A 15540-nucleotide genomic window follows, 5' to 3' on the forward strand; every position below is an offset into this window, starting at 1 on the left:
ATGGACCCAGCTGTAAGGCCGGACGATATCTTCTCCGGCGAAATGGCAGTAGAGACGGCGCGCGCGATCGCCGAGGACGACACTGCCTCGATGAGCCGCCTGCTATCGGCCGGAGCGAGCCCGAACTCCACCGGAAAGGGACAGATAAGCCTGCTGATGTGGGCGATGTACCTGCGGCGAAGGGACGCGTTCGGCGTCCTTGTGGACAACGGAGCGGACTTGAGCCATACGGACGAAGAAGGAATGACCATACTTTCTTATGCCGCGTTGATAGAAGATGCATGGTTCTTGAAGAAGCTGCTGGATTCACCGTCTGTCGATGTCGACGTTCGCGAACCAGACTTTCTACGCACAGTACTCATGACCGTGGTCTGTGACGAAAGCTCGGTTCGCATGTTGTTGGAAGCCGGTGCCGATCCTAACGTTCAAGATGTCGCGGGTACGACAGCCCTCCACTGCGCAGCCCAAAATGGTTGCTATCGAAGTATGCTGGAACTGCTCGACGCAGGCGCAGACCCCACTTTGAAAGATCAGATTGGATGCACTCCCCGCGATATTATGCGAACGCGCGAACGGATGGTGGAAGCTCCGAATCTACAAGCACAACGACAGGCTGTCATCGAGCGACTAGAAGCCACATAAGACCCGTGTCTCACATCGTTGATATCGCTTTGACGAGTTTCATGTAGCCAATCAGGTCGTGGCCGGCGCGGTGGCGCATCCGGAGTGGCCGGATGCTCCTGGCTCGCGGCATCATGTGGTGCATGTCCCGTCGTTGTCTGCTCGCGAAGGGTATGCGGTGACCACCTACGGCGGCGACGCCGACGCGGTGTCGACCAGTGGGCAGCCGGTTGCGGTGGAGGTGGACACGACATGGTCTCGGTTGTTGGACCGGATCTGGGATGGCTTGGATCCGGGGTCGCGGCCGCGGTGGTGCCATTGGCCGGTGACTCGCGTGAGGGGCGGTTCGCGGGCAGCCACGAACCGCTGCTGCTTCAGGCTGGCATGGGGCGCAGCACACGACGTGAGTGCCCGAACCCGGCCCGGCTGATCAAGGCCCCTGGCAGCGCTGGGCTGGCCGCGTGTAGCGACGCTGTCGCGCGGGCGCTCCACGGGACGGTGAGGCTGTCGGGTCGGACGGCGTCGATGTGGAAGCCAGCCCATTCGTCGCCCCTGCCGAGGAGACTCCGCTACAGGCACGATCTGGCCGATCTGCTCGACGCGCTCGCGCCGGGGGACGATCTGCTCGGTGCTGGTGCCGACCAGCAGCGCATCGCCGCGTTCATCCGAGGCTTCCACCGCCTGGACCCGCGCGGTGATCAGGGGCGGTATCCGACGACGGGCCACACCGACACCCTGTCGCTGATCGAGGTCTGCCACGCCAACGCCGATCGCTTCATCACCGAGGTCAACCGACTGGCCCACTACACCGAACTCCGGCTGGCCGGGCACGCACACGTTGCGATCAGCCTGTAACCGGATTCCTGCCACCGGCCGGTTCGCTGATCGCCGCGCTCGTCGGCGATCAGCAGGTCGGCCGTACACCTGGAACAGGTGATCTGCATCGCGGCGCCGTCCACCGGCCGCCCCGGTCGTGTCCGTCGAAGGAACGACACCACCCGCCGCGATCGGGGCGATAGCCTCGCCTCATGGGTAACCCGAGGCGGGCGACCGGGATCGAACGTGCGTGGAATGTGTTGCTCGCGGTCGCCAGCGGTCTCGCCACCGCGACAATTCCGGCGGCGGTGTGTCTCGGGGTGTTCGCGCTGGGGGGCAGAGCCACGGTTGGCGTCGTGATCGTCATCGTGTGTCTCGTTCCGTGGCTCGCGTTCTCCGTCCACACCGGACTGGAAGCCTCATCCCGTGCCGAGCGCATTCGACAGAGCGATGCCTCCGCCTGGTGAGCAGCGCTGCCGAACGAGGATGAGGCCTCACCGGGCGGCAGGGCTTCAGTGGGGACCGTGGCCGCGATTCACTGGTGATCGCGGTGGTGGTCGTTGTGGTGGGGCAGTTCCGCGGCGGTGACCTGGAGGCGCAGATCCGCGGTCGCTGCGAGCCCTTCGCGGGCGTCCTCGAGGGTTGTGTAGGCGCTGGCCTGGCCGAGGAACCGCGGGTGGGCGGCGATCGGCGCCACTCCAGCGGTGCGCCAGTACCGTTCGAGTCGTCTCGCGGCGAGCTGATCCGACGGTGGTGTGTCGGCGGCCGGTGAGAGCACGATCAGGCCGTCGTGAGAGGACAGCATCCGGTCGCTGATCTCGGAGACCATCCACGCGCCGAGTCGATGTCCCCGCAGCGGCGAGGCAAGCTCGACGCTCAGTACGACCAGCACATCGTTGATCGTCGTGGCGTCGAACTGCTCGGCCACTGCCCCGGCGAGCCAGGCTCCCTCGAACAGCGGCGCGAATTCCACCGCATCCTGGGAATGCGAGTCCAGCACGTCGTCACCGATCAGTTCACGCCCCAGCCGGATGGTGAGGAAATCGACGCAGCCGACACAGACCTGTTCACCGTCGTAGCCGGGGAGGTCTTCCACGCTCATCCACACCTGCGCGCACCAATCCATCGACGCCGCAACGTATTCGGTGGTGTTGAGGCTGCGGTAACGCAGCATCGGCGCGGCCAGCGACAGCACCTCGCTCCCGCACTCGCGCAACGGCGCGGCCAACTCTGCCAGGGTGATCGACACGACGACCAGTATCGCGCACGCCCGGCCCGGTGTCGGCCGGTCGTTCCCATCGGCCCGAGCGCGGCGGCCGTGCGCGGTCGCTTCTCGACGGCGACCGAGTCCACGAGCGCGCTCATCGGTCGCCCCGGGACCCGGTGTCGCGACCGCCGGCGTCACCAGGGTCGGACTGCGCAGCGTGTACGCGCTCGACACTTTTCGTCCCGAACCTCGGAGCCGACCGTCGACCACGCTCATTCGGCGGCGCGGACCGCTGTTCGACCGCGACCACGAACATCATAGAAGTTTCGTCACGTGATGCCACATGTCGATCCGGAGCGGAGGCGGGACCTTCTCCTCGTGGTTCGGTCCACCCTGTCACCGTCGCCCCTCGGACCGGTGAGGCACATCGGGACGCTGTGGTCATTCGGGCTCACCGGCATCACCTGTGTGACCGGGTGGGTAGTCGAGGGCGGCGCTGCGGGCGAGGAGTTCGTCGGTTTCGCGGTCGAGGCGGGCGAAGAGTGCGTCGAGGGCGGCGTCGAGGGCGTGGGCGCGGTGGCGGGCGGCGGCGAGTCCGGCGATGTGGCCGGCGGTGAGCGTAGCGAGGTGGCCGGGTAGTGCGAGTGGTGTTCCGCGCCAGTCGAATCCGGTCAGCAGGGGGAAGTCGCGGTGGTCGGGGTGCAGTGTGGCGGGTCGGGTGGGTTCGTCGTGGGTGAGGTGGTGTTCGAGCAGCACGGGCGCGCCGTCGTGGGGGAGGTGGATCAGCAGCGCGGTGCAGCGGCGCATCACCCGTACCGGGCAGGTGTGTTGGTCGCCGGTCGCGGGGAGGGTGAGCAGTGGCTGGGCGCCGATCGTCACGGTGTCGTCGTCGATGTGCAGGTCGCGTTGGCGCAGGGCGGCCAGGGTGGTGAACGGGAGTCCGGCGGCGGCGAGGGTGAGCAGTGCGGCGTCGCGGCGGCCGAAGAGCCCTTGGGGCCATCCGCGCGGGCGACACACCCGGATCGGCTTCCCACGCATGTTCGTAGAAGCGTATCAACGGAGACATACGCAAAGAGCAGTAGGGCAAAGCAGAGCCACACCACTCCGGGAGCGGTACGCGGCGGACGAACCAGGACGGCCGGGAATCATGTTGTGTTGCTGCCATATTCGACGCGAGGATGGCCGAACGAGTCGGTTCCGCGGCAGCCCTCCACGGACACGTCACGGCGACCCCCGCCATTCACCACCACCCCGAGACCAGAGGGAGTCCGGGCCACTCCAGCCGTCACAGTGACACCTTGTTCGTGGGTGAGAGTGTGCCTCGATTACGCGCTTTCTGTAGCGATGTCGAGGAGTTCGAGGATTCTGGCGTTGAGTTGGTCGGCGTCGGTGTCGAAGTCGGCGAGGAGGTCGTCGATCTCGGTGTTGAGTTCGGCGGTGCCGTGGTGGCGGGCGGCGATGCCGGCGTCGTGGTAGTCGGGGTCGAGGTAGATCTCTTCGATCGGCGGCGGCTGGGGTTGTGTGGTCGCCGGCCGGGTCGGGCGTCGGCGTCGGCGGTGGGTGGAGGCGCGGCCGGACAGGTGGGCGCGCACGATCGCGGTGACCGATTCGCCAGTGAGGGCCAGTAGTGCCGGGCGGCGTAGTGTTTCGGGGTCGATGTCGGGCAGGGGGGTCCAGCCGCGGCGGTCGAAGCTGGTGAACAGCGGCGTATCCCCGGCGGGAACCGGTCCGGTGGGAGTGGGGAGGGTGCGTTGTTCGAGGTGGTGTTCGAGTAGTGCGTGTCCTGCGGGGTGGGGGACGAGGGTGTGGACGTCGAGCCAGTCGCGCAGGACGCCGGCCGGGCAGCGGTAGGGATCGGGACCGGCGACGACCGTGAGAGCGGGGTCGCCGATCAGCACGGTACCGTCGCCGACGATGGTGACATCGGTGCGGGTGAGTGCGCTGATGCGGGGCGCGGGCAGTCCGGCGGCCGCCAAGACGAGCAGGGCTCGGTCGCGGCGCCCGACCAGGCCGTGGGGCCAACCCCAGATCGGGATCGCGGGCAGGAGCCGTTCGATCGCGGCGGCGCGGCGGGCCAGTCGTTGGGCGCGCCGGTGGTTGACCGCGCGGCGGATCGGTTCCGCGCCCCCGGGCGGGGTGTGACCGTGGAGGCGGTGGGCGGTGTTGATGACCGAGACCCGTCGACGCGCCGTCGCGGGCGTGCCGCCGCTCTCGTGCAGGTAATCCAGCACGGTGAGCGGGTCAGCGGGCAACGGGGTGCGGTCGGCGCCGTCGCACCAGAGGTCGAATCGCTGCCATTCGCGCTGATAGTGGACCGGCAGCCCGTCGGGGACGGTCACAGGAGCCCTTCGGCGGGATTGTTGGTCCAGGGCTGGTTGCGGTCGTAGCCGGCGACGGTGCGCACGGTTTGGCGGGTGTGGCGTCCGATGTCGTAGGCCGAGATCCCTCGGGCCAACCCGTCGGTGCTGAACCCGGCGCGCGGGGAATGCCCGCGGAAAGCTTTCGCGGCGTCGGCGGGGTAACCGGCCAGCAGTGCCCGTTTCTTGATCATCTCCCCGAACGAGTAGCCCGACAACTCTTTCCGGTCGCGGGGCAGTCCGTGGTCGATGGGCCGGAAGATCGGTGTGCGGGCGCGGGTGACCCGCGGCCACGGCGCGTCGCAGAGGTGCACGGTGGGGTCGTCGGGGCGGCGCAGCAGCCGTTGCACGGCCTTGGCGCCCGCGGCTTGCCCGGCCGCGGGGTCCAGGCCGGTCGCGGCGGTGTCGTAGGCGGCCACGACCGCGAGCCACCGCAGATACACACACCACGGGCACAGCAGCGCCGAGCCGGTACCGCGTGGCAGAACGACGGTGGGACTGTGGGTTTGAGTGGTCTTGGTGCCGCGCAGTCGGATCGCGAGCCATTTGTCGTCGGGGTCACCAGCGCGGTCGATGTCGGCGATCCACAGCCGGCACAGTTCCGATTCCCGGAACGCACCGGCGTAGGACCACACGAGCAGGGCGATGTCGCGGCGCGCGTACACCTTCGGTTTCCACGCCCGCCCGGCGGCGCTGTGCTCGGCGATGGCCGACACGATGGCCTCGAGGTCGGTGTGCAGCAGCGGCACGGCCTTGTCCGGGCGTTCACCCGAACTGGTGCGCAGCCGTTTGATACCTTCGACGACCCCGCCCACGACCGGCGACCTGGTCGGGTCGGGCAGTTGCCGGTCACGGTGGGCACGCGAGATCGCCGCGACCCACAATTCCAAGGTGGTGCGCGCGTAGCGCGGCTCGCCCTGCTCGTCGCGCTCGTCATCGGCCACGGCGAGGTAGGCGGCGACGGTGTCGGGATGGGCCGGCAACGCCTCGAAACCGCGGTCAGCGCACCAGCTCTCGAATCGGGACCAGGCGCTGGTATAGGTGGCGCGGGTATTGGCGGCCTGGGCGTGCGCGCGGCGGTGGGCGATCGCCTCGCGTTGCTGCTCGGTCAACGCCGGCGTCGACGCGACCGGCACCACCGCCAGCTCCCGCCCCGAACTCCCCTCCTGCTGTCCGCCGCCGCTGCTGCTGGTGCGCAGGCGGCGGATGCGAGCCCGCTCCCCCGCGTTCAACCGGGGCCGCGGCAACGACGCCACCGGATCGGCCGTCACCGGCCCATCCCCTGCCGCGGCCGCCGCTGTCCTTCGAACGACACCGGGCGGCCGCGACCGTGGACCGACCGCTCACCACCGACGGGATCGTGGTCGATCCCGGCCTCGACCAACAGCCACGACACCGCCCCATCCATCGCCGCGACCGAACACTCCCCCTGCGCGCACACCGCTGTCCCGGTCGCCTGGTCCATCAACAGACTCCGGCGGCGACAGCCCGCGCACCGCAGTTCGGGCACCGCCACCACCCCAGCCGCGTCGGCCCACTCGCTCGACTCATACCTCTGACCTGCCGCCGCGATCCCGGCGGACGCGTCCGCAACGCGCGTCTCGACCACGAACACAGAGCTTACCGGCCCGGTGACCTGCGAACCCGCTGTGACACACCGGGTATCCGCTGATGATCTGCCCTACCACCTGCTGTTTTGCCGATTGGGGTTGGTATAAGTGCCATTATCCCAACCCCGAACACAAAACGACGAAGTGACTATCCTCGGCGCGCACGGCCTACCGTTACCGGGGATGGATCATGAAATGTGCCCGTATCGGGCGAATCAGCAGGTCGGCGCGGAATTCTCACGCGTGCGGCACGCTACTCGAAACAGGATAACCCGAGGTCGGAGAGTCCGCGAGCGAGAACGTTTCTGGCGCCGCTCGCGTGGTCGCGGCAAGAGCCCTGCCGCTTCGGTCCTGGCTCGGTGCTGCCGCGTCTCCATGCTGATCTCGTGCCGCACGCGACCGCAGGCTCGATGTATTCGTGCCGGTCCGGCACCGGCTCGGCGACGGCCGCACGCGACCACGACCGTGCCGGTCCGCCCTCGCATTGGCGCCTCGGTCAATTGCCAGGTGTACCGAGCGGGCACTCCTGCGGCCTCGGCCAGCGCCGGGCACAGGGCGGGCCCGGTGCGGTCGTCCGGGCATACTGTGGCGAAATTATCAGCCTGAACAGGTGTTTCATGCGATTGATGTCCGTCAACACGCATTATCGGACATCAACCTGAGGAGAAAGTCAGGAACTGGCGACCCTGGCCGAAATTAGATGATGCGTCAACTTGCTGCGATTCGTCAGCACGTTGTCAGCGCCCTGAACTGCGGATTCGTCATTCAGTGTCGGTTGGTCTCGTCACCACAATGTCAGTAGGAGGCCCGCCACCTGCGGGTTTCCGTGCCGCGAGGATTGCCGAGGACGAAGCGGTGAGACAGGCATGGCGGGGCCGTCGAATGTCCTGACCTGCGTGTTCTGCGCTGACCGCCGATAAGGGCATCTTCTCGGCTATTATCAGATCGCTCGCGCTTCCTCCGGTCACCGATACCACTGGGCGGGGGCTCTGGGCAGGGCAAACGACGGCCGTGCCGTCTACCCTGCGGGCACGAGAGAACAGTCTTACGCGACGTGACATCGACACAGATTGTCGCGGTGCGGACGTCGTCCGTGCTTGGCCCGGTCAGAAGTTGATGCCGCCTTGAATGTCGCGGGCTTGGAGAGCATTTCCGGACACCGTCCCCGAGATCTGGTTGTTGATGTCGCCGTCTCCTCCGCCGACCTTGGCCCACTCCCCGCGCAGCTGTGCCGCGAACTGAGGGTCGGATTGTTCGGTGCGTCGAAGCACTTCCGCGAGCCTCTCAACTGGTGCGGAACCGGGTTCGGCGCCATCTGCGGCTTCGAGCGCGGCAGTGTCCTCGCTGTCGTCGGCGAATCGCGCGCGCACGAGTTCGTACAGGCTGGCGGCAGCCCTACCGGCGAGCGCGCTGGCGATAGCGATCAGGGCAGGCTCGACCATTACGGGATCCTCACACTCGGACAGTATCGAACACCTTCAAATCGCCATGCTATCAACCCATTACACAACCAGCCGCTGTATAGCACGACTGGTTCCCGCTACAGCGGCATCGGCGCAGTTAGCCCCATATCGAACCACATGGCCGGTAGGGCCGGGATGAAGCCGAGCATCTTCATGTCGTGCGCTCTGTACCCGGATCATCCGCAGCTTGGGAGAGGCGTTGTCGCAGTGCGGTGGCGCGCGGGTCATCGTAGGCGCGGATCAGGTCCGCCGCTTCGGTGCGGGTGTGGTGAGCCCGGCCGGGTTCGCCGAGGGTATCGAGGGCGTCGGCGAGGTGAGTCAATGCGAGTGCGTGTTCCCAGTCGTCGTGCAGTTCTCGGTGGATTGCGGCTGCTTGCTGGTGAAAGGCGGCCGTGTCGTCGGGGCGGCCCATGGCTTGGTATGCCTGGCCAGCAGCGTCGAGAGCCAGGGCTTCGCGGCTGCGGTTGCCGGCGCGGCGGTGGATGGACGCGGCGTGCGCGAGGACCTCGAGTGCGCGGCCGGGCTGGTTCGCGGCCAGCAGGATGCGGCCGTGCTCGTTCTCGAGGTATCCCTCCAGCAGCAGATTCGTTCCCCGACAGATGTCGAGGGCCTGGGTGATCGCGTGTTCTGCCTCGGCGATGTGCCCACGTTCGCGCAGGATCATCGCCTGGATGTACAGCCAATCGGCCAGGTCGTGGGGAGGGTGGTCCGGCGCGACGGAGGCGAACGCCTCGGTGATACGAGCCTGGGCGTGCTCGAGATCTCCTGCCCGGCACAGGGTATCGGCCAAGTTACCCAGCGCTGTGACCGTCCAGAAACGGTCTTGGATGCTACGAGTGGTGTCGAGTAACTGCTCGAATACCTCACGGGCGGGCCCGAACCGGCGGGTGTTCATCAGGGCCAGTCCCAGGGTGTTGCGTCGGAACAGGTCGATCACCGGGTCCGTGTCCGTGGTGTCGATCAGCATGGCCTGCTGGTGGCAGTCCACGGCCTGATCGAGATGTCGGGCCAGACGATGGTTGATCCCGAGTCCGACCAGGGCCACGACCTGCCCGGCCGGATCGTCGTCGCTGCGCGCGGCGGCCAGGCAGTGCTCGCCGAGCGGGATCCAATCCTCGACCGGGTGGCGGTCGATGTACGGGCGGCGGAGTGTCGCGAGCGTTTGCCAGGCCAGCCGGTGCAGACCTGCGGCCGCCGCAGCACTGGCGGCGGCGATCAGATTGTCGGTCTCGGTGTTGATCCATGTCCGCGCGGCCTCCGAGTCGGGAAAGTCCCGCGCGGCGGCCAGCGGACTGCTGTTCTGCACCAGGTCGACATCTCCGGTGAGACCTACCAGGATGTTCGCGGAGCGCAGGGTGTGCAGGTACCAGAGCGTGACACGTTCCAAGGCCGCGTGGCACTGCGCCGGGTCCTCGTGCTGGGCGGCTTGGTCGATGGCGTAGGCGCGCAGCAGATCGTGGAACTGGTAGCGGTCCGGGCCGCACTGTTCGACCAAGTGGGCCCCAACCAGCACATCGAGCAGCCGCCGGATCTCACCGACGGACCGGTCGGCCAGTGCCGCGGCGGCATCGGTACCGAATTCGGGACCAGGGTGCACTCCGAGCAGTCGGAACAGTCGCGCTACGGCTTCGGGTAGCGCACGGTAGGACCAGGCGAACACGGTGCGTACTCCGTCGGCGTCATCGTCCTCGGAAGAGAGCGCGTCCCATAGAGAGGACTCGTCGCGTAGGTCCTGGATCAGGGTGTCCAGGGGCATGTGCGGGCGGGCGGCGGCGCGTTCGGCGGCGATCCGCAACGCCAGCGGTAGTCGGCCGCACAACCGGGCCAGCTCCACGATCTGCGCCTGCTCGTCGGTGTGCCGATAGCCGACGGTCGTGGCCTGCAACAAGGTCACCGCCTCGGATTCGGGTAGCAACGGCAGCACGATCCGGCGGGCTCCGTCGCGCGCCACCAACCCCGACAGTCGGCTGCGGGAGGTGACCACCACCAGGCTGTCACCGGAGCCGGGCAGCAGCGGACGCACCTGCCCCACCGTCGCCGCATTGTCGAGCACCACCAGCATCCTGCGCTCGGCCAGCAGTGACCGGTATAGGTCCGCGCGTGCCTCCAACTCCGCCGGCACCGCCCCGGGAGTCACACCTAGCGCCGTCAGGAACCGTTCGAGCGCCACCGTCGGCGCCACGGGCTCGCCGGGATCGTAGCCGCGGAGGTTGATATGAAGCTGGCCATCGCCGAAACGACCGCGATGGCGATGCGACCAGTACAAGGCCAGCGCGGTCTTGCCCACCCCCGCGGTACCCGCGATCACCACCACCGACACCTCACCCTCCGGAGTGAGGACGGTGTCCAGCTGTTCGAGTTCACCGACACGGTTGACCAGCCCGCGCACGTTGCCGGGCAGCTGCCGAGGTATCGAGGACGGCCGCGGCCCGTCGGCCACCGCGTGGAAATGGATCCCGCCGTGCACATCCCGCGCCTGCACCACATCCGCGGCACTCCCCGACAGATGCGACGACGTCGATCCGTGCACACCCGGACCCGGCTGGCCGGTCCCCCCGCTCATCCGCGCCTCCCACCAACCACCGCGATCCACCGTGTGCCAGGCTACCCGAATCCACGAGCGCCCCAACGCTCTTCCAGCCCAGTGCGACCCCGGCCCTCGACGCAAGGGCGGCATCGGCACACCAGGCTGGTGTGCGGATGCCGCCCGCCCATGGGCCGGGCCGATTGTCCGTTCAGGCGACGACTGGGACTCACTCCACCGGGAAGGAGAACTCCCCGTGGAAGACCGCCAGCTCGAACGCCTCCCACTCGGCGCGCGTGAACACCAGCACCGGACCACCCTGATCCTTGCTGTCACGCACCCGCGCTTCCCCAGCGACGAAACGCACCTGCACGCAGTTGCTGCTGCCCCCGCTGAAGCTGCTCTTGAACCAATCCCGCTGAGCACTCATCACCGTGCCTCCAGACTTGCGAGCCGCACGCCGTGTACCGCCGAAGCCGCATGCGGCACAGAAATTCCGGAATTGTTGTCGACGCCCGTGAATTCGCGGTATTTCGGGCAGAGTTCACCCCTCATGGGAATTCTCATTTCTTTCGGTGACGAACGGGAATATACAATTCGCCGTATTCGAGTGATGTGACGCCGCGTCAATTCGATAGCGACACATCAAACCGTAGAAATGATTCAGATCACCGTCACCGAGGCATAGTCGGTCGCCCGCCGGAACAATGCAGGTCACGGATGGTTCCGGTGCCGGAAAACTGATGTGGGTGCCGGAAGACCGGCGGCACGCGGCGGCCTTCAGACACCGCCATTTCCCGTCCGATCCTGTCCCACGGTGCTGAGGAGGACGGTACGATCTGCGGTCGTGGAGGGGACCCAATCGACGGCAAGCGGCGATTCCGGTTTGCTGCGGAAGGTTTTCGTCGCACGGTTCAACGCGCTGTACCTGGCAGCCGGTGAACCGAAGTTGGAGTGGCTGGCGCGGACGGCGTCGGAACGGGTGCGGGCCGCGCGACCACCAGGTACGCCGGATTTGGCGTTTCAGCGGATCAGCGCGTGGCGATCCGGTCAGATCCCGAAAACGTTCGACACCGTCGAACCAGTACTTCAAACCCTCATCGATAAGGTGACGGCCGCGGCCGAATCGCAGCAGCCACCAGCAGGCGGAGAAATCATGCCGGAACTGCTCGATGTGCACGCGTGGCAGCGACTGTGGAAGAAGGCGAACGCGGAGAAAGTACCCGCGGGCGGGCGGCCCCGGACCGGCACGAAATCCAAAGCGCGAGCGTGGACCGATGACGTGGTGCCGGAGATAGCCGATCCAGCCACCGGGCACTACGTCTCTCCCTACCGAGGCCTGGCGAGGTTCGTCGAAGCCGATGCCCGGTTCTTCTTCGGCCGTGAGACCGCCATCGGCGCTCTCGTGCAGCGCTTGTCGCAACGCCTACAGGATTCCGGGATCCTGCTGGTATCGGGGGTTTCGGGAGCGGGGAAGTCCTCGCTGCTGCGGGCGGGGGTCCTGCCGTGGCTGCGCGAATCCGGCCTGCCCGAGACGCCCGAGGCCCGGGACTGGCCGAATAGGGTGTTCTCTCCCGGGAAGGATCCCCTGGACGCGCTGGCGATCGCGATCACGCAGGGGACAGCGGTCAGCGCGGCGACGGTCCGCGGTGAGCTGGACACCACCCCGGACAGGTTCGCGTTGATCACCAAGCAAGCCGTCGGCGCGCCTCATGACCCGGACATGACGCCGAATCGGGTGTTGCTTGTCGTCGACCAGTTCGAGCAGGTGTTCACCCAGTGCACCGACGACACCCAGCGCAGCGGGTTCATCACCGCACTGCACGCGGCCGCTACCGCAGGAACGGCTCTGGTGGTGCTGGTGGTGCGGGCGGATTTCGAATCCCGTTGCACCGACTGTCCGGAACTTACCGACGCGGTCCAGAACCGGTATCTGGTGACCGCTATGAACGGTGAGCAACTGGCGATGGTGATCACCGAGCCCGCGCGGATCGCCGGGTCCAGAGTCGACGACGCGTTGCGGGACCGACTGCTGCGTGAAATCCGCACCGGCACATCTGGGCTCACCGCGACAGCGATGGCAGGGGTCGAGTCGACGGCCGGGGTACTGCCGCTACTGTCGCATGCCCTGGACACCGCGTGGCGGAATCGGGCCGGGGACACGCTGACGGTGGCCGATTACCAACGCACAGGCGGAATCGCCGGCGCGATCGAGGCCGCGGCGCAACGCGTCTACGACGTCCTGCCCGCGCACCAGCAGGCGGTGGCCCGGCAAGTGTTCACCCAACTCGCGGTCGCCGACGCGGACGGGATCGACACCGCCGACCGTATCCCCCGCACCGACCTGACCCGGATCGGGTCGGTCATCGACGTGGAGGCCGTGCTCGAGGCGTTCACCGGTCAACGCCTGCTGACGCTGGGACCGGATACTGTGGAGGTCGCCCACGAGATCGTGTTTCGGGCGTGGCCGCTGCTGCGGGACGTGTGGCTGGCCGAAACCCACGATATTCGTGTGATATCCGCCCGGTTGCGGACCGCAGCCGCCGAGTGGCGCCACCGCGGTCGTGACGCCGCCTACCTCTACAGTGGCAGCATCCTGGACACCGCAGTCACCGCCGCCGACCGGGTCACCGCCGATCCAGGTCGGTACCCGCCACTGGGTGCGGTCGAGGCGGAATTCCTCGCTGCCGCGACCGGCACCCGCACGCGGCGGACGCTGCAACGCCGCGCCGTCATCGTCGTCTTGCTGGTGCTGGTGATCGGATTGGCCGCCACCACCATCGTGGCACTCCAGGCCAGCGGCAGCGCGGCCCGCCAGCGTGACCTGGCAATCGCACGACAATTGATCAGCCAGAGCACGCTGCTGGCCACCAGTGACCCGTTCGGGTCGAAACTCGACGCTATCGCCGCATGGCGGCTCAGCGGATCCCCCGAAGCAAAGACCGCGATGATCGAAGCCGCCGTCAATCCCCACCTCGCGGTCCTCACCGGCCACACCGGCACCGTGAACTCGGTGGCGTTCGCGCCCGACGGCCGCACCCTGGCCACCGGCGGTATCGACGGCAGGGTGCGGGTGTGGGACACGGCCACACACTCGCCGATCGGCGACCCGCTCACCGGCCACACCGGCGCTGTGAACTCGGTGGCGTTCGCGCCCGACGGCCGCACCCTGGCCACCGGCGACAGCCTCGATGGCACGGTGCGGATATGGAACATAGCCACACACTCGCCGATCGGCGACCCGCTTCCCGGCCACACCGGTTCCGTGAACTCGGTGGCGTTCGCGCCCGACGGCCGCACCCTGGCCACCGGCGACGGCTCCGACGGCACCGTGCGGTTATGGGATGCGATAGAGCATCGCCCGATCGGCGGCCCCCTCACCGGCCACACCGGCACCGTGTCGGTAGCGTTCGCGCCCGACGGCCGCACCCTGGCCACCGGGGGCTCGGACGGCAGGGTGCGGTTATGGGACCTGGCCACACACTCCCAGATCGGCGATCCCCTCACCGGCCACGCCAACGTCGTGTTGTCGGTGGCCTTCGCGCCCGACGGCCGCACCCTGGCCACCGGCGGCTACGACGGCACGGTGCGGTTATGGGACCTGGCCACACACTCCCAGATCGGCGACGCCCTCACCGGCCACACCAGCACCGTCAACGCGGTGGCATTCGCTCCCGACGGCCGCACCCTGGCCGCCGGCGACGACGATGGCGCGGTGCGATTGTGGAACACGGCCACACACCGGCCGATCGGCGACCCCCTCCTCGGCCACACCGGCGCTGTGAACTCGGTGGCGTTCGCGCCCGACGGCCGCACCCTGGCCACCGGGGGCATCGACCGCGCGGTGCGGTTGTGGGACCTGGTCGTCACACACCGGCCGATCGGCGACTCCCTTCCCGGCCACACCGGCGCTGTGAACTCGGTGGCCTTCGCGCCCGACGGCCGCACCCTGGCCACCGGCGGCAACGACACGGTGCGGTTATGGAACACGGCTACACACTCAACGATCGGCGACCCCCTCACCGACCACCACAGCACCGTGAACTCGATGGCGTTCGCGCCCGACGGCCGCACCCTCGCCACCGGCGACGGCTACGACGGCACGGTGCGGTTATGGGACGCGATCGCGCAGCGCCCGATCAGCGAGCCCCTCACCGGCCACACCGGAGCCGTATCATCGGCGGCGTTCGCTCCCGACAGCCGTACCCTGGCCACCGGCGGTTCCGACGGCACAGTGCAGTTATGGAACACAGCCACACACGCGCCGATCGGCGACCCCCTCACCGACCACACCAGCGTCGTGTTGTCGATGGCATTCGCTCCCGACGGCCGCACCCTCGCCACCGGCGACGGCGACGGCGCGGTGCGGTTATGGGACACGGCCACACACCGGCCGATCGGCGATCCCTTCACCGGCGACACCGGTGCCGTGTGGTCTGTGGCATTCGCTCCCGACGGCCGCACCCTCGCCACCGGCGACGACGGCACAGTGCGGTTATGGGACACGGCCACACACTCGCCGATCGGCGACCCTCTCACCGCCAACACCGGCGCCGTGCGGTCGGTGGCCTTCGCTCCCGACGGCCGCACCCTGGCCGCCGGCGGCTCGGACGGCACAGTGCGTTTATTGAACACAGCCGCACACCGGCCGATCGGCAACCCCCTCACCGACCACACCGGTAACGTATCGGTGGCGTTCGCGCCCGACGGCCGCACCCTGGCCACCGGCGACTACGACGGCACAGTGCGGTTGTGGGACACGGGTTTCCTGGTCGATCCTCTCGATCTGCTGTGCGGGCAGACCCCTGGGATGTTCACGCCGGATGCGTGGAACCGGTACGTCACCGGCGCGGCGTACCGACAACTGTGCCCATGACCGGCCAGGCCCGACACAACCCAACGGTTGGACCACGAGCCGACTGAACCGGCGGACCGGTCACCA

12 protein-coding genes are annotated in these 15540 nt (G+C 68.0%); 4 read left to right on the plus strand and 8 right to left on the minus strand.

Annotation, left to right across the window (positions count from 1 at the left end):
* From OG225_RS41195 to OG225_RS41205, 3 genes are all read left to right on the plus strand, one after another.
* Positions 1 to 642 (plus strand): ankyrin repeat domain-containing protein, encoded by a 642-nt coding sequence (locus OG225_RS41195; protein ID WP_331758601.1) that lies wholly within the window; start codon positions 1 to 3, stop codon positions 640 to 642.
* A gap of 231 nt (positions 643 to 873) precedes the next feature.
* Complete coding sequence (locus OG225_RS41200; RefSeq protein WP_331758605.1) at positions 874 to 1476, plus strand: hypothetical protein; 603 nt, start codon at positions 874 to 876, stop codon at positions 1474 to 1476.
* Positions 1477 to 1649: 173 nt separating this feature from the next.
* Complete coding sequence (locus OG225_RS41205) at positions 1650 to 1904, plus strand: hypothetical protein (RefSeq protein WP_331758606.1); 255 nt, start codon at positions 1650 to 1652, stop codon at positions 1902 to 1904.
* 68 nt (positions 1905 to 1972) lie between these two features.
* Here the strand turns inward: OG225_RS41205 and OG225_RS41210 are convergent, their stop codons facing one another.
* The 8 genes from OG225_RS41210 to OG225_RS41245 all read right to left on the minus strand — a co-directional run bounded on the left by OG225_RS41210 (position 1973) and on the right by OG225_RS41245 (position 11028).
* Positions 1973 to 2686, minus strand: coding sequence for a hypothetical protein (locus OG225_RS41210; protein WP_405183657.1), 714 nt, complete (start codon positions 2684 to 2686; stop codon positions 1973 to 1975).
* Positions 2687 to 3085: 399 nt separating this feature from the next.
* On the minus strand, positions 3086 to 3682 hold the full coding sequence (locus OG225_RS41215) for a hypothetical protein (protein WP_331758611.1): 597 nt from the start codon (positions 3680 to 3682) through the stop codon (positions 3086 to 3088).
* 287 nt (positions 3683 to 3969) lie between these two features.
* Positions 3970 to 4983 carry a hypothetical protein gene (locus tag OG225_RS41220; RefSeq protein WP_331758613.1) on the minus strand — a complete coding sequence of 338 codons (1014 nt, stop codon included), beginning with the start codon at positions 4981 to 4983 and terminating at the stop codon, positions 3970 to 3972.
* Complete coding sequence (locus OG225_RS41225) at positions 4980 to 6272, minus strand: integrase (RefSeq protein WP_331758615.1); 1293 nt, start codon at positions 6270 to 6272, stop codon at positions 4980 to 4982. Before OG225_RS41225 ends, OG225_RS41220 begins: the two co-directional genes overlap by 4 nt.
* The gene (locus tag OG225_RS41230; protein WP_405183658.1) at positions 6269 to 6466 is read right to left on the minus strand and encodes a hypothetical protein; all 198 of its coding nucleotides are present in this window, start codon (positions 6464 to 6466) and stop codon (positions 6269 to 6271) included. The genes OG225_RS41225 and OG225_RS41230 overlap by 4 nt, the downstream gene beginning before the upstream one ends.
* Before the next feature lie 1251 nt (positions 6467 to 7717).
* Positions 7718 to 8053, minus strand: coding sequence for a hypothetical protein (locus tag OG225_RS41235; RefSeq protein ID WP_331758618.1), 336 nt, complete (start codon positions 8051 to 8053; stop codon positions 7718 to 7720).
* A 172-nt stretch (positions 8054 to 8225) separates the two neighbouring features.
* A complete protein-coding gene (locus tag OG225_RS41240; RefSeq protein ID WP_331758620.1) occupies positions 8226 to 10637 on the minus strand; it encodes an NB-ARC domain-containing protein in 2412 nt (803 codons plus the stop codon).
* Between the two features lie 190 nt (positions 10638 to 10827).
* Positions 10828 to 11028, minus strand: coding sequence for a DUF397 domain-containing protein (locus tag OG225_RS41245; protein ID WP_331758623.1), 201 nt, complete (start codon positions 11026 to 11028; stop codon positions 10828 to 10830).
* Between the two features lie 417 nt (positions 11029 to 11445).
* On the opposite strand from OG225_RS41245, the gene OG225_RS41250 reads away from it, so the two are divergent.
* Complete coding sequence (locus OG225_RS41250) at positions 11446 to 15474, plus strand: hypothetical protein (protein ID WP_405183659.1); 4029 nt, start codon at positions 11446 to 11448, stop codon at positions 15472 to 15474.
* Positions 15475 to 15540 lie beyond the last annotated feature (66 nt).

The sequence above is a fragment of the Nocardia sp. NBC_01377 genome (genome assembly GCF_045040005.1).
Classification (GTDB): Bacteria; Actinomycetota; Actinomycetes; order Mycobacteriales; family Mycobacteriaceae; genus Nocardia; species Nocardia noduli.

Excerpts from the sequence above, each read along its gene's own strand:
- OG225_RS41215 (WP_331758611.1), bottom strand. The coding sequence starts at position 3,682 with ATGCGTGGGAAGCCGATCCGGGTGTGTCGCCCGCGCGGATGGCCCCAA.
- OG225_RS41245 (WP_331758623.1), bottom strand. The coding sequence starts at position 11,028 with ATGAGTGCTCAGCGGGATTGGTTCAAGAGCAGCTTCAGCGGGGGCAGC.
- OG225_RS41205 (WP_331758606.1), top strand. The coding sequence starts at position 1,650 with ATGGGTAACCCGAGGCGGGCGACCGGGATCGAACGTGCGTGGAATGTG.
- OG225_RS41240 (WP_331758620.1), bottom strand. The coding sequence starts at position 10,637 with ATGAGCGGGGGGACCGGCCAGCCGGGTCCGGGTGTGCACGGATCGACG.
- OG225_RS41235 (WP_331758618.1), bottom strand. The coding sequence starts at position 8,053 with ATGGTCGAGCCTGCCCTGATCGCTATCGCCAGCGCGCTCGCCGGTAGG.
- OG225_RS41200 (WP_331758605.1), top strand. The coding sequence starts at position 874 with ATGGTCTCGGTTGTTGGACCGGATCTGGGATGGCTTGGATCCGGGGTC.
- OG225_RS41230 (WP_405183658.1), bottom strand. The coding sequence starts at position 6,466 with ATGGACCAGGCGACCGGGACAGCGGTGTGCGCGCAGGGGGAGTGTTCG.
- OG225_RS41195 (WP_331758601.1), top strand. The coding sequence starts at position 1 with ATGGACCCAGCTGTAAGGCCGGACGATATCTTCTCCGGCGAAATGGCA.